Source organism: Corynebacterium tuberculostearicum (genome assembly GCF_046097255.1).
GTDB lineage: Bacteria > Actinomycetota > Actinomycetes > Mycobacteriales > Mycobacteriaceae > Corynebacterium > Corynebacterium tuberculostearicum_J.
In genome coordinates, this window is record NZ_CP175770.1 from 919,044 (window position 1) to 932,331 (window position 13,288).

Annotated in this window: 13 protein-coding genes; 9 read left to right on the plus strand and 4 right to left on the minus strand. The window is 64.3% G+C overall.

The features are described from left to right. Window position 1: 1 nt before the first annotated feature. A complete protein-coding gene (locus ACKFRY_RS04365) occupies window positions 2-1,213 on the minus strand; it encodes a serine/threonine protein kinase (protein ID WP_408923283.1) in 1,212 nt (403 codons plus the stop codon). Window positions 1,214-1,432: 219 nt separating this feature from the next. On the opposite strand from ACKFRY_RS04365, the gene ACKFRY_RS04370 reads away from it, so the two are divergent. After that, the gene (locus tag ACKFRY_RS04370; RefSeq protein ID WP_408923284.1) at window positions 1,433-4,195 is read left to right on the plus strand and encodes an ATP-dependent Clp protease ATP-binding subunit; all 2,763 of its coding nucleotides are present in this window, start codon (window positions 1,433-1,435) and stop codon (window positions 4,193-4,195) included. Window positions 4,196-4,391: 196 nt separating this feature from the next. Beyond that, window positions 4,392-4,562: a DUF4236 domain-containing protein gene (locus tag ACKFRY_RS04375; protein WP_080970400.1), complete on the plus strand. Its 171-nt coding sequence runs from the start codon at window positions 4,392-4,394 to the stop codon at window positions 4,560-4,562. Between the two features lie 56 nt (window positions 4,563-4,618). On the opposite strand, the gene ACKFRY_RS04380 is transcribed toward ACKFRY_RS04375, so the two are convergent. Then, window positions 4,619-5,479 (minus strand): A/G-specific adenine glycosylase, encoded by an 861-nt coding sequence (locus tag ACKFRY_RS04380; RefSeq protein WP_005325704.1) that lies wholly within the window; start codon window positions 5,477-5,479, stop codon window positions 4,619-4,621. 35 nt (window positions 5,480-5,514) lie between these two features. Here ACKFRY_RS04380 and ACKFRY_RS04385 point away from each other — a divergent pair, with 35 nt between their 5' ends. Both ACKFRY_RS04385 and ACKFRY_RS04390 read left to right on the plus strand, forming a co-directional pair. Beyond that, the gene (locus tag ACKFRY_RS04385; protein WP_408923285.1) at window positions 5,515-6,129 is read left to right on the plus strand and encodes a carbonic anhydrase; all 615 of its coding nucleotides are present in this window, start codon (window positions 5,515-5,517) and stop codon (window positions 6,127-6,129) included. 64 nt (window positions 6,130-6,193) lie between these two features. Then, window positions 6,194-6,898, plus strand: coding sequence for a hypothetical protein (locus ACKFRY_RS04390; protein WP_408923286.1), 705 nt, complete (start codon window positions 6,194-6,196; stop codon window positions 6,896-6,898). 3 nt (window positions 6,899-6,901) lie between these two features. Here the strand turns inward: ACKFRY_RS04390 and radA are convergent, their stop codons facing one another. Further along, window positions 6,902-8,272 (minus strand): DNA repair protein RadA, encoded by a 1,371-nt coding sequence (gene radA / locus ACKFRY_RS04395; RefSeq protein ID WP_250412926.1) that lies wholly within the window; start codon window positions 8,270-8,272, stop codon window positions 6,902-6,904. Window positions 8,273-8,345: 73 nt separating this feature from the next. Continuing rightward, window positions 8,346-8,933 (minus strand): hypothetical protein, encoded by a 588-nt coding sequence (locus ACKFRY_RS04400; protein ID WP_408923287.1) that lies wholly within the window; start codon window positions 8,931-8,933, stop codon window positions 8,346-8,348. 192 nt (window positions 8,934-9,125) lie between these two features. Here ACKFRY_RS04400 and ACKFRY_RS04405 point away from each other — a divergent pair, with 192 nt between their 5' ends. Genes ACKFRY_RS04405 through rlmB form a run of 5 tightly spaced genes read left to right on the plus strand, consistent with a single transcriptional unit; the run spans window position 9,126 to window position 13,282 of the window. Beyond that, complete coding sequence (locus ACKFRY_RS04405; protein ID WP_005325718.1) at window positions 9,126-9,710, plus strand: CarD family transcriptional regulator; 585 nt, start codon at window positions 9,126-9,128, stop codon at window positions 9,708-9,710. Next, the gene (gene ispD / locus ACKFRY_RS04410; RefSeq protein ID WP_408923288.1) at window positions 9,682-10,404 is read left to right on the plus strand and encodes a 2-C-methyl-D-erythritol 4-phosphate cytidylyltransferase; all 723 of its coding nucleotides are present in this window, start codon (window positions 9,682-9,684) and stop codon (window positions 10,402-10,404) included. Before ACKFRY_RS04405 ends, ispD begins: the two co-directional genes overlap by 29 nt. Continuing rightward, window positions 10,397-10,879 (plus strand): 2-C-methyl-D-erythritol 2,4-cyclodiphosphate synthase, encoded by a 483-nt coding sequence (gene ispF / locus ACKFRY_RS04415; protein ID WP_005329967.1) that lies wholly within the window; start codon window positions 10,397-10,399, stop codon window positions 10,877-10,879. Before ispD ends, ispF begins: the two co-directional genes overlap by 8 nt. 44 nt (window positions 10,880-10,923) lie before the next feature. Further along, a complete protein-coding gene (cysS, locus tag ACKFRY_RS04420; protein ID WP_408923289.1) occupies window positions 10,924-12,312 on the plus strand; it encodes a cysteine--tRNA ligase in 1,389 nt (462 codons plus the stop codon). A 22-nt stretch (window positions 12,313-12,334) separates the two neighbouring features. Next, window positions 12,335-13,282: a 23S rRNA (guanosine(2251)-2'-O)-methyltransferase RlmB gene (gene rlmB / locus ACKFRY_RS04425; protein WP_005325725.1), complete on the plus strand. Its 948-nt coding sequence runs from the start codon at window positions 12,335-12,337 to the stop codon at window positions 13,280-13,282. The last annotated feature ends 6 nt before the right edge of the window (window positions 13,283-13,288 follow it).

Here is a 13,288-nt window from a genome sequence, read left to right on the forward strand (position 1 = left end):
ACTAAGAGGCGCACAGCGGCAGGTTCAGCCGCTCCTCTTCAGCATTATCGCCCCACACCAGGAATGCGGACTGGGTGCCTTCCACGGCCATTACGTAGGTAGGAACATCCGCGGTGGTCTCAAAGCTTTGGATGGTGCATTGGTCATTGGAAAGCTCGACCGGTTCGGCGTCGGGAAGCATGGCATCGCGCTCTTCCACGCTGGGGTAGTAGGTCACGATGTAGTTGAACCCATCGCCCACGCAGGAAATCTTGGCCTCCTGGCCAGGCTCCGGCTCGCGCGAGGAGCACTTAGCCCCATCGAATCCGTCCTGGCCGCTGCGGGAGCCCACCAAGTCCGGGTACGCATCCGCGAGGTTTTGCTCTTTGTCATTCCAACTGGGGTAGGACAGGAAGAACCACAGCGCGGCCGCAGCAGCAATCGCGGCCACCGCCAGCACCGTGATGAGCGCAATGAGCCCGCCCTTGCCCTTCTTCTTCGGCGCGGGCGCCATCGGTTGCTGCGGCTGGGCCATGGGCTGGGCCATCGGTTGCGGCTGTGGTTGCTGCTGTTGCGGCGGGGCAAACTGCTGCTGAGGGCGCGGTTCTGGCTCCTGCACGCGGGGAATCTGCGCGGTATCGAAATCGCGCTGCGGGCGCAGGTCGGCCACCACGTCCTTGGCACTACCCGCATTGCCGGTGGGCTTATACTCCGGGCATTTGCGGGCAACAAGCTCCTCAAACGCCGCCACCGCATCGCCGTGCTCTTCGCCGGACGGCCCGGCCGCAGCCAGCACCGAAACCTGGCGTTGCTTATCGACGCCCACCCGGGCCTCCCTTAGCCCATGCACCGCAAAGTCTGCCCGCCCGCGGGAAACTAGGAAGTCCACCGCACCCGCCAGCGGACCGAAGACGTCGGCGGCCTCCTCGCGGCTGAGATCATTGGGAAGCTCAGAAAGTTGGGTTCCGGAAACCCCTTCGCGCACGATGAATTCCTGCCCGTCCGCGGTGGTGCCCGTGCCTACCAGCGGCGCGATGGCTGGGTGGTGCAACCCATGCAGTGCCGTGGACTTGTCCACCACGCCGGTAATTTCCGGCGCGAAGATTTCCACGCTCAGCTGCTGGTGCGTGGCTCCATCTTCGACCGCAAAGAGGGTAGACGATGGCGCCTCATCCAACACGGCTAATTCGTGCAGGTTGTGTTGGGTGGCAAAGAACTCAGGAAGCTGGGGCACGGTCGCGATGTCCTTAAATAGTAGGGAGGGGCAGGGAACGATAAAACGATTCTAGATTACATGCCCATGCCCCTGTTCGCTACCGGCGTACACCCGTGTGAGCTGCACATATGGTGGATTCTGACGGTATTGCGGGCATCTGGGGACAAAACGGGAAATTATCGGCGGACTGCCGCGTTAGAGTGGGTATCACATTAGAAGCGAAAGTATAGGGGAATCATGTTCGAGAGGTTTACCGATCGTGCTCGCCGCGTCATCGTGTTGGCGCAGGAAGAAGCACGCATGCTTAACCACAATTACATCGGCACCGAGCACATCCTGCTCGGCCTTATCCATGAGGGCGAAGGCGTGGCTGCCAAGGCGCTGGAATCCATGGGTATCTCCCTGGAGGATGTCCGCCGCGAGGTCGAGGAAATCATCGGCCAGGGCAGCCAGCCGCACACCGGCCACATCCCCTTTACCCCACGCGCCAAGAAGGTGCTGGAGCTTTCCCTGCGCGAAGGCCTGCAGATGGGACACAAGTACATCGGTACTGAGTTCTTGCTGTTGGGTCTCATTCGCGAGGGCGACGGCGTCGCCGCCCAGGTGCTGACCAAGCTCGGCGCCGACCTGCCGCGCGTGCGCCAGCAGGTTATCCAGCTGCTGTCCGGTTATGAGGGCGGCCAGCAGGAGGGCGGTTCCTCCAACGGCCAGGGCTCCGGTCCGGTCGGCGCGGGTGCTGGTGCGGGTGCCGGCGCGGGCGGCCGTGGTGGCTCCGGCGGTTCCGGCGAGCGTTCCAATTCCCTGGTGCTCGACCAGTTCGGCCGCAATCTCACCCAGGCCGCTAAAGACGGCAAGCTCGATCCGGTCGTTGGCCGTGAGTCTGAGGTAGAGCGCATCATGCAGGTGCTGTCTCGCCGTACGAAGAATAACCCGGTCCTCATCGGTGAGCCGGGCGTTGGTAAGACCGCAGTCGTCGAGGGCTTGGCGCTCGACATCGTCAACGGCAAGGTTCCGGAGACCCTTAAGGACAAGCAGCTTTACTCGCTGGACTTGGGCTCCCTGGTTGCCGGCTCCCGTTACCGCGGTGACTTTGAAGAACGCCTGAAGAAGGTGCTCAAGGAGATTAACCAGCGCGGCGACATCATCTTGTTCATCGATGAGATCCACACCCTGGTTGGTGCTGGTGCTGCTGAAGGCGCCATCGATGCAGCCTCGCTGCTCAAGCCGAAGCTGGCTCGTGGCGAGCTGCAGACCATCGGTGCTACGACCCTTGAGGAATACCGCAAGCACATCGAGAAGGATGCCGCCCTGGAGCGCCGCTTCCAGCCAGTCAAGGTGGAGGAGCCTTCCCTGGATGACACCTTCTTGATCCTGAAGGGCCTGCGCGATAAGTACGAGGCGCACCACCGCGTGTCCTACACCGATGAGGCGCTGCATGCTGCAGCTTCCCTCTCGGATCGCTACATCAATGACCGTTTCTTGCCGGATAAGGCCGTTGACCTCCTCGATGAGGCTGGTGCTCGTATGCGCATCAAGCGCATGACCGCGCCGAAGGGCCTGCGCGAGGTCGATGACCGCATCGCTGAGGTCCGCAAGGAAAAGGAAGCGGCCATCGATGCCCAGGACTTTGAGAAGGCAGCCGGCCTGCGCGATAAGGAGCGCAAGCTGGGTGAGGAGCGCGCGGAGAAGGAAAAGCAGTGGCGCTCTGGCGACTTGGAGGAAATCGCCGAGGTAGGCGAGGACCAGATCGCCGAGGTTCTGGCGCACTGGACCGGCATCCCAGTGCTGAAGCTGACGGAGAAGGAATCCAACCGCCTGCTCAACATGGAAGAGGAGCTGCACAAGCGCATCATTGGCCAGGACGAGGCGGTCAAGTCCGTCTCCCGCGCCATCCGCCGCACCCGCGCAGGCCTCAAGGATCCGCGCCGCCCGTCCGGCTCCTTCATCTTCGCCGGCCCGTCCGGTGTGGGTAAGACCGAGCTGTCGAAGTCCCTGGCTAACTTCCTCTTCGGTTCGGATGATGACCTCATCCAGATCGACATGGGTGAGTTCCACGATCGCTTCACCGCTTCCCGCCTCTTCGGTGCCCCTCCGGGATACGTCGGCTACGAAGAGGGTGGCCAGCTGACCGAGAAGGTTCGCCGCAAGCCGTTCTCCGTCGTGCTTTTCGATGAGATCGAGAAGGCCCACAAGGAGATTTACAACACCCTCCTGCAGGTGCTGGAAGATGGCCGCCTTACTGACGGTCAGGGTCGCGTCGTCGACTTCAAGAACACCGTTCTCATCTTCACCTCGAACCTGGGCACCCAGGACATTTCGAAGCCGGTGGGCTTGGGCTTTACTGGTTCCTCCGAAAACGATTCGGATGCCCAGTATGACCGGATGAAGCAGAAGGTCAACGACGAGCTGAAGAAGCACTTCCGCCCAGAGTTCTTGAACCGTATCGATGACATCGTCGTCTTCCACCAGCTCACCCAGGAGCAGATTGTGGAGATGGTCGAGCTGCTCATCGGCCGCGTGGCCAAGCAGCTGGACGAGCGCGATATGGGCATCGAGCTCACGCAGAAGGCAAAGGACCTGCTGGCTAAGCGCGGCTTCGACCCAGTATTGGGTGCTCGCCCGCTGCGCCGCACCATCCAGCGCGAGATTGAGGACCAGCTCTCTGAGAAGATCCTCTTCGGCGAAATCGGCGCCGGCGAAATCATCACCGTCGACGTCGAGGGCTGGGACGGCGAGTCCAAGGACAACGCGGGCGCGAAGTTCACCTTTAGCCCGCGCCCGAAGCCTCTGCCGGAGGACACCGAGGAGCCGCAGCTTGACGACGCCGAGGTGCGCGAAAACGACGCCGACTCCACCGATGCCGGCGAGCCCGACACCATCACCCCGGACGTTCCGGGCGATGGCGGCTCCACCGCCGCCGGAACCGACCTAGAGTCCGGCTCCGACTCCGATGACGACGGCCACAACCCGCCGCCAGCAGGCGCCGGTCAGCCGATGTAACTCGGGGCAAGGATTAAAGCCACCCAGCACTTCGCTTTCTGCGAGGCTGGGTGGCTTTTTCTGTGCAGTTCCGCGGGCTCGGACCCCATTTAGCCCGCGCAATCAGAAGATGCCGGTTTCCCGTCAAATCTTTTCCATGCCCAAAACCTACTGCGCAGTAGGAACGGTGGAAGTGGAATTGCTAAAATATATGCTTATGGGACTTCAGTATCGTTCAAGAAAAAAGACCGGCAAGAATAGCTGGATCAATGTCTCCGGATCCGGCGCGTCGATGTCTACCAAGGTAGGGCCGGTCACCTTCAATTCCCGCGGCGGCATGTGGGTGAACCTGCCAGGCGGATTCAATTTCCGCGGCCGCTGGCGTTAACCAGATCACACCTTCGGGATCGTGACCTGCGATTATAGCCGGCCATTATTAACGCCCTAAATAGGGAGGTGGAACAGGCCGGCGTCGTTTTGCTCGGCGAGGCCGTCGGCAAGCAGCGAAGCCAACGCCCGGGAGCGCTGTGCCGCATCGGGCCAGACCACGTCAATCTCGGACTGCGGTACCGGCCGCTCCGCCGCGCGCAGCACGTCCAGAATCTTGCCGCGCACCTGTCGGTCCGTGCCGACGAATTTTTGCACGCGCTTTTTCGCCCGCGCCTGCTCTTCCGCACTCGGCTGCGGCCGGCCCGCCAACTGCCATGCACAGCTCGCGCGCAACGGGCATTGCTCGCAGGAAGGATTCTTCGCCGTGCACACCAGCGCTCCCAATTCCATGAGCGCGGCCGAAAAGCGCGGCCCATTTTCGGCCGGCAACAGCTCCGCCACGGCCGCTAACTCCCGCTTCGACGGCTGCGGCGCCAAGAACCTACCGTCCTCCGCGCGCGCATATACTCGGCGCACATTGGTATCGACCACCGGCACGTTGACCCCATAGTGGAAGCAGGCCACGGCGCGCGCGGTGTAGTCACCGATGCCCGGCAGGCGCAGCAGCTTATCGACGTCCGCCGGCACCTCGCCCTCGCCAATGGCCGCCGCGCACTCCCACAGGCGCAGCGCGCGCCGCGGATAGCCCAGCTTGCCCCAGGCGCGCAGTACCTCCGCCCGGGTGGCTTGGGCAAAGTCTGCCGGGGTGGGCCAGCGCCGCATCCATTCCTCCCACACCGGAGCCACGCGCGCGACCGGTGTTTGCTGGCTCATGACCTCGCTGAGCAGCACACCCCACGCGCTCGTGCCAGGCCGGCGCCACGGCAGGTCGCGTTCATTGGCATCGAACCAGGAAAGAAGAGCTTGCGAATCCATCGTGGGAGATAGTCTAGGGCATTAGAATGTGGCCTATGCCTTTACGTAATGTTGCCCACGAACCGCAGGCCGTATGGAAGGCCCTCAAAGCGGGAAATCAGCGTGTATTAGACGGCGAGACCGTCGACGTGCGCGAGATTTATAACCGCGAGGGCCTAACTCACGGCCAGGACCCCCGCGTGGTGGTCATTTCCTGTTCCGATTCCCGCGCCCCTATCGAGCACGTCTTCAATATCGGCTTCGGCGATGCCTTTGTCATCCGCACCGCGGGCCACATTCTTGACGACGCCGTCCTAGCCTCCCTCGACTACGCCCTCGCCGCCCTCAAACCCAACCTGCTGGTGGTCCTTGGCCATCAATCTTGTGGCGCGGTGGGCGCGGCTACCGGTTTCGTGGCTGGCGGCGAGCTGCCCACCGGCCTGCAGCGACCCATTATCGAGAAAGTTGCCGCCTCCGCCCTGGTGGCCGGCCCGAATGCCACGACTGACGACGTCGAGCGGGAACACACCCGCCAGACCGTCGCCCAGCTGGTGGCCAGCGTGCCCAACGTGCGCCGCCTGCTGGATGAGGGTGCTTTGGGCGTTGTTGGCGCGCGCTACCTGCTGGAAGACTCCAGCGTGGAAACCCTGCAGACCCTCGGCGTGAAGTAGCTCAGCCTGACACGCGGCGCGGGCTTAGCGCACCGGCCCGCACCCACCGCTTAAAATTGACAGCGTGACGCAGAAAAAGCCCCTACCTGAAGAGATCTACAAGCGCCGACGAGTAGCGGCGCTCATCATCGTGCTCGTGCTGGCCGTGGTGCTGATCTGGGCGGCCGTGGCCGCCTTCGGGGGCAGCAGCGATGAGCCGGCCGATACCGCCGCCCCTGCGCCCACGCCGGAGCAGACCTCGTCTTCTGCCGCCCCGGAGACCTCCGAGGCTGCCTCGGAGACGGCTGCGGAGGCGTCGGCCGAGGGGGCATCGGAAAGCAAGGCGGCCGAAAGCGAGCCGTCGAGCGCTGCGCCTGCAAGCTCCGAAGCGGCCAAGAAGACCTGCGACCTCGCGGACCTCCAGGTGCGCACCTCCATGCTGAACTACTCCGTGCCGGAAGGCGAGCTACCGAAATTCTTCATGACGGTCACCAACCCCACGGCCGCGGACTGCAAGATTGACCTGGACGAGAACCTGCTGCGCTTCGAGGTCTACAAGATGGCCGATAACCAGCGCGTGTGGTCCGATACGGATTGCTACGCCTCCGTGCAGACCGGCTCGCAAACCTTCCCGGCCGGCAAGGACGTGAAATTCGAGGCCGAATGGTCCCGCCAGGCCTCCAAGCCGGGCGAGTGCACCGACCGCCCCGCGGCCGAACCTGGGGCCTACTTCGCCCACACCGTCATCGGCGATAACTCCTCGCCGCCGCAGGACTTCACGCTGCGCTAGGCGCTACTTCGACACCGCGGCGATGGCCTGCCCCAGCGTCCCGGCCTGGTGCACACGCATGCCCTCTACCGGCTCGATATCCCCGCGTGGGACAATCGCGTGCTTGTAGCCCAGCCGCGCGGCCTCCATCAAGCGCCGCTCCACATTGGGCACCGGCCGCAACTCGCCGGCCAGGCCGACCTCGCCAATGACCACCGTCTTGGCCGGCAGCGGCTGCTCGTGCAGCGAGGACCACGTTGCCAGCGCCACCGCCAGATCCGTGGCGGTTTCCGTAATCCGCATGCCGCCCACCGTGGCGACATAAGCATCCTTGTCGTTGGTGCGTTGGCCGGCGCGCGCCTGCAGCACCGCAAGCACCATCGGCACGCGGTTGGAGTCTAGTCCGGTCACCACGCGCCGCGGGTTCTTCGCCACCGGGTCCACCGTCAGCGCCTGAACTTCCGCCAGTATCGGCCGCACGCCGTCCATCGCGACCGTTACGGCCGAGCCATCCGGCGTCGTGCCGCGGTGCGAGAGAAAGAGCCCTGAGGGGTCCGCGACTTCCCGAATGCCGCCGGCCGTCTGCTCAAAGCAACCCACCTCGTCGGTGGCGCCAAAGCGATTCTTAATACCGCGCAGCATACGCAGGCTGGATTGGCGGTCGCCCTCGAAGTTCAAGACGACGTCGACAAGATGCTCCAGCACGCGCGGGCCGGCCACGTTGCCGTCCTTGGTCACGTGGCCCACCAGCAGCACCGGAATGCCGGTGGACTTTGCCAGGGAGGTCAGCGCGGCCGTTACCGCGCGCGATTGCGCCACGCCGCCAGATACGCCCTCCACGCCCACGGCGTGCATGGTCTGCACCGAATCGACGATGATGAGGCTCGGCTTGAGCTTATCCACGTGTCCAAAGACCGCATCCAAGTTGGACTCGGCCGCCAAATACAGCGATTCCTGCAGCGCCCCGGTGCGCTCGGCGCGGGAGCGGACCTGGCCGGCCGATTCCTCGGCCGTCGCATAGAGCACGGTGCGGCCGAGCTGGGCCCACCGCGAGGCTACTTCCAGCAGCAGCGTGGATTTGCCCACGCCCGGCTCGCCGGCCATGAGCACCACTGAGCCGGGCACAATGCCGGTTCCTAGCACGCGGTCGAGCTCGCCGATGCCGGTGCGCACCGTCTTGGTCGCCTGCGCCCCAATCTTGGTTATCGGCTGCGCCGGGCTCGACGGCGCTACGCCCTTGCTTGCCGACGCCCCCGCTGTCCCAGGCCTCGCCACCACCGGCGCCCGTTCCTCCAATGTGCCCCAGGACCCGCAGTCGGGGCAGCGGCCGAGCCATTTCGGCGAGACGTAGCCGCATTCGGAACAGGTGTGGATGGGGCGAGATTTCTTGGCCATGGCCTCTAGCCTAAAACACGCAAACGCCCCCGGCCCGAAACGGGCTGGAGGCGGTGATTTGAGGCGGTGCGGCTTAGTTCTTTGGAGCCTCGGAGGAGTAGCCCTCAGCGGACTCGACGTCGCGGTCGAATTCGCCGGACTGCATCTGGGTGGCGGCGATGGTGGCGTCCACGTCGATGGAACCGTTGGAGAACTCGAAAGTAACCGGGCGGTCGCCGGCGTAGCCAAAGTCATCGTTCTTCAGCGAGGTGGCGATGTACTGGACGGTCTCGGAATCCTGCTGGGTGGTGGCGTCCAGGTTCTTCTGGGAATCCGCAATGATGGACTGGTCGCGGTGCAGCGGCTGAGCCTTGTCCATCTCGACGCGCTGGCCGTCGACCTTGACGGACTCCAGGGAGATGACATCGGTGTCGTAGCCCTGGTTTACGGCGGTGAACTTCAGGGCAGCGGAGCCGTCCGGTTCTACCAGGATGGTGACATCGCGAACCGCAACCTTGTTGTCTTCCGTGCTTGCAGAAGCGCCATCGACCGCAGCCACCTTTTCGGCGGTCTGGGCGACCTGGCCCGCCGAGCAAGAAGCCAGCGCCAGAGCGGAGACGGCGGTAACGGAAATAATGGCACCGCGGCGGGCGGCGGACTTCAGGGACTGCACGTTGAGCATCCTCCATCAATTGCGATCACAGGGCTTGTCAACGCTTTAGCCTAGTCCCTTTGGCAATAAAGTACACAGTTAGTCCCAAACCGGGCGGGTAGACCGTGGGGGTATACGGGGGTATCCGCAGGCGGGGCGGCCGTGCGTGATAAAATGGCGGCCTTAGTCAACCGGGATAAATCGGGAACACAAGGAGTGGCAATGGAGTATAAGGTCGGCGAGGTCGTCGTCTACCCGCACCACGGTGCGGCCGTCATCGAGGATATCGAGACCCGCGAGATGGGTGGCGAGACGCTGGAATACTTGGTGCTGCACATCAACCAGTCCGACCTAGTCGTCCGCGTGCCCATCAAGAACGCCGATAACGTCGGCGTGCGCGACGTCGTGGGCAAGGAGGGCCTGGAAAAGGTCTTTTCCGTGCTGCGTGACGAGGACGTCGAAGAGGCCGGCAACTGGTCCCGCCGTTATAAGGCTAACCAGGAGCGCCTCGCTTCCGGCGATATCAATAAGGTTGCCGAGGTCGTTCGCGACCTGTGGCGCCGCGACCAGGATCGTGGCCTTTCGGCCGGCGAGAAGCGCATGCTGGGCAAGGCCCGCACCATCCTGGTAGGCGAGCTCGCGCTGGCCAAGCCGGTTGATGAGAAGAAGGCTGACACCATGATGGAAGAGATCGATGCCACCATCGAGCGCCACCGCGCGGCCGGTTTGGTAGACGATAAGTCCATCACCACCGATATCGACAACGACATCGATCTCGATGACCTCTCCTTCGACGACGAAGACTAAACCGCGCGTCATCGCGCTCATCGCGGCCGCCGGCCAGGGCACCCGCCTCGGTGCCGAGGTGCCCAAGGCTTATGTCGAGCTGCGTGGGCGCACCCTCCTGGAGCGCTCCGTGCGCGCGCTGCTGGCCTCCGGCGTGGTGGACGAGGTCATTGTGCTGGTCAGCCCAGATATGGAGCCCGAGGCCGCCCGCATTATCGGCCGCATCGACGCCGCGCCCATCCGCCTCGTGCACGGCGGCAGCGAGCGCGCCGATTCCGTGTGGGCCGGCCTCCAGGCAATCCCCGACGACGACGCCGTGGTGCTCATCCACGATGCGGCCCGGGCGCTGACTCCGCCGGTGATGGTGCGGGGCGTCGCCAAGCGTGTGCTCGAAGGCGCCCCCGCGGCCGTGCCGGTGGTTCCCGTGGCCGATACCATCAAGGAAGTCGCGGCCGACGCCGTGGTGAGCACTCCCGACCGCTCCCGCCTGCGCGCCGTGCAAACCCCGCAGGCCTTCCGCCTGTCTGCGCTGCGCCAGGCCAACCTCGATTATTGGGCCGAGCAGCCCGAATTCACCGCTACGGATGATGCCAGCCTCATGGAATGGCACGGTGAGCGCGTGGCAACCGTGCCGGGCGATACCCTGGCGTTCAAAATCACCACGCCCATCGATCTCACCCTGGCCCACGCCCTGACCGAGGAGACCCATGACTAACCCGATTATCCCGCGTGTTGGCATCGCCACCGACGCCCACCAGATCGAGGCCGGCAAGGACTGCTGGATCGCCGGCCTGCTCTTCGAGGGCGATGCTGGCTGCGAGGGCCACTCCGATGGCGACGTGGTAGCGCACGCGCTTGTCGACGCCCTCTTATCCGCCTCCCACCTCGGCGACCTCGGCTCCTTCGTGGGCGTCGGCCGGCCCGAATACGACGGCGTATCCGGAGCGAAACTGCTGCGCGAATGCCGCGAACTCCTCGAATCCGAGGGCTTTATCATCGGCAACGCGGCCGCCCAGCTCATCGGCCAGACCCCCAAGATGGGCCCGCGCCGCGAAGAGGCCGAAGCGGTACTGAGCGAAATCCTTGGTGCCCCCGTGTCCGTCTCTGCCACCACGACGGACCATATGGGCTTTACCGGCCGTAAGGAGGGCCGCGCGGCGGTTGCCACGGCCGTCGTCTGGCGCGCCTAGCCCACCACACTAACCCCGCGCACGCGTCAATTAGACTGGGTGGCGTGAGTACTTTGCGCATTTATGACACAGCCACCCGCAGCCAACGCGATTTCGAGCCGATTCGCCCCGGCCACGCCTCCATCTATCTGTGCGGCGCCACCCCGCAGGCCCAACCGCACATTGGGCATCTGCGTTCCGGTGTCGCCTTCGACATCCTGCGCCGCTGGCTGCTCGCCCAAGGCTATGACGTAGCCTTGGTGCGCAACGTCACCGATATCGATGACAAGATCCTCACCAAGGCGGCCGAGAATAATCGCCCCTGGTGGGAGTGGGTGTCCACGTATGAGCGCGAGTTCACTAAGGCTTATAACACCCTGGGCGTTATCCCGCCTTCTGTCGAGCCGCGTGCGACCGGCTTTGTCACCCAGATGGTCGACTATATGCAGCGGCTTATCGACGCCGGCTTTGCCTACCCCGCCGACGGCTCCGTCTACTTCGATGTCGCCGCCTGGACCAAGGCCGAAGGATCTGATTACGGTTCGCTATCCGGCAATAAGGTAGAGGAAATGGAGCAGGGCGAGGGCGAGGATTCCGCCAAGCGCGGCGCGCAGGACTTTGCCCTGTGGAAGGCCGCGAAGCCGGGCGAGCCCAGCTGGCCTACCCCGTGGGGCGACGGCCGCCCTGGTTGGCACCTGGAGTGTTCGGCCATGTCCACCTACTACCTGGGCTCTAATTTCGATATCCACTGCGGCGGCCTGGACCTGCAGTTCCCGCACCACGAGAACGAAATAGCGCAGTCGCATGCGGCCGGCGATAAGTTCGCCAACTACTGGATGCACAACCACTGGGTGACGATGTCGGGCGAGAAGATGTCGAAGTCCCTGGGCAACGTGTTGTCCATTCCGAATATGCTGGAGCTGGTGCGCCCGGTGGAGCTGCGCTACTACCTGGGCTCGGCACACTACCGCTCCGTGCTGGAGTATTCCGAGACCGCGCTGACCGAGGCCGCCGCTGGCTACCGCCGCATTGAGGACTTCCTCGGCCACTTCGACGATCTGGAGCTTGGCGAGTGGACGCAGGGCTTTGCAGACGCGATGAATGATGACATCGCGGTGCCCAAGGCTTTGGCAGAAATCCACACCACCGTCCGTGCTGGCAATAAGGCGCTCGCGGCCGGCGATGAGGCCGAGGCACGCACGCTGGCTGGCCAGGTCCGCGCGATGGCGCATGTACTTGGTTTTGACCCGTTGGAGTGGGAAGATGGAGCGCAAGCTAGCGGGGCGGATGCCGCGCTGGATGCGCTGGTACACGCTGAGCTGGAGCGGCGCACCCAGGCGCGCGCGGACAAGGACTTCGCTACTGCCGACGCCGTCCGAGACCGCCTCGCGGCCGCCGGCATCACCATCACCGATACCCCAGACGGCCCGACCTGGTCGCTGGCGCAGCGTTAAGCACTCCGAAAGGACATAAATTATGGCACGTACCCACGGCCGCGGTGGCGCGGGAATCCGCAAGACCAATAAGAAGGGCGCAACCAAGGGCTCCGGCGGCCAGCGCCGCAAGGGCTTGGCCGGTAAGGGCCCGACGCCCAAGGCAGAGGACCGCATCTACCACGCCAAGCACAAGGCCAAGCTGGAGCGCGACCGCCGCAACTCCGGCCGCCACCAGAAAGAGACCGCCGAGATGGTCGTGGGCCGCAACCCGGTCATCGAGTGTCTGCACGCCAAGGTGCCGGCCACCACGCTCTACATCGTGGCCGGTACCCGCAACGACAAGCGACTGTCCGAGGCCGTGGCCATGTGCAATACCCGCAATATCCCCATCATCGAGGTGCAGCGCCACGAGATGGACCGCATGACCGGTAACGGCATGCACCAAGGCATCGGGTTGCAGATCCCGCCGTATAAGTACGCCGATGTCGATGAGCTCATCGCCCGTGCGGCCGAGAACGCACGCCCAGGCATGTTCGTCATCTTGGATAACATCACCGACCCGCGCAACCTCGGCGCGGTCATCCGCTCTGTGGCGGCCTTCGGCGGCGATGGCGTCATCATTCCTGAGCGCCGCTCCGCCTCCGTAACCGCGGTGGCGTGGCGTACCTCGGCCGGCACGGCGGCGCGCCTGCCGGTTGCCCGCGCGACGAATATCACCCGCACCGTGCAGCAATTCCAAAAGAGCGGCTACCAGGTCGTCGGCCTGGATGCCGGCGGCGAGCACACGCTGGATACCTATAATGGCGCGACGGATCCCGTGGTGATCGTCATTGGTTCCGAAGGCAAGGGCATCTCCCGCCTCGTGCGCGAGAATTGTGACGTCATCATGTCCATCCCGATGACGGACTGGGTCGAGTCCCTCAATGCTTCCGTCGCGGCCGGTTCCGTACTCTCCGAATTCGCACGCCAGCGCCGCGCGGCCCAGTAACCTCCG

Excerpts from the sequence above, each read along its gene's own strand:
- rlmB (WP_005325725.1), top strand. The coding sequence starts at position 12,335 with ATGGCACGTACCCACGGCCGCGGTGGCGCGGGAATCCGCAAGACCAAT.
- ACKFRY_RS04385 (WP_408923285.1), top strand. The coding sequence starts at position 5,515 with ATGCCTTTACGTAATGTTGCCCACGAACCGCAGGCCGTATGGAAGGCC.
- ispD (WP_408923288.1), top strand. The coding sequence starts at position 9,682 with ATGACCTCTCCTTCGACGACGAAGACTAAACCGCGCGTCATCGCGCTC.
- ACKFRY_RS04370 (WP_408923284.1), top strand. The coding sequence starts at position 1,433 with ATGTTCGAGAGGTTTACCGATCGTGCTCGCCGCGTCATCGTGTTGGCG.
- ispF (WP_005329967.1), top strand. The coding sequence starts at position 10,397 with ATGACTAACCCGATTATCCCGCGTGTTGGCATCGCCACCGACGCCCAC.
- ACKFRY_RS04405 (WP_005325718.1), top strand. The coding sequence starts at position 9,126 with ATGGAGTATAAGGTCGGCGAGGTCGTCGTCTACCCGCACCACGGTGCG.
- radA (WP_250412926.1), bottom strand. The coding sequence starts at position 8,272 with ATGGCCAAGAAATCTCGCCCCATCCACACCTGTTCCGAATGCGGCTAC.
- ACKFRY_RS04400 (WP_408923287.1), bottom strand. The coding sequence starts at position 8,933 with ATGCTCAACGTGCAGTCCCTGAAGTCCGCCGCCCGCCGCGGTGCCATT.
- ACKFRY_RS04375 (WP_080970400.1), top strand. The coding sequence starts at position 4,392 with ATGGGACTTCAGTATCGTTCAAGAAAAAAGACCGGCAAGAATAGCTGG.
- ACKFRY_RS04380 (WP_005325704.1), bottom strand. The coding sequence starts at position 5,479 with ATGGATTCGCAAGCTCTTCTTTCCTGGTTCGATGCCAATGAACGCGAC.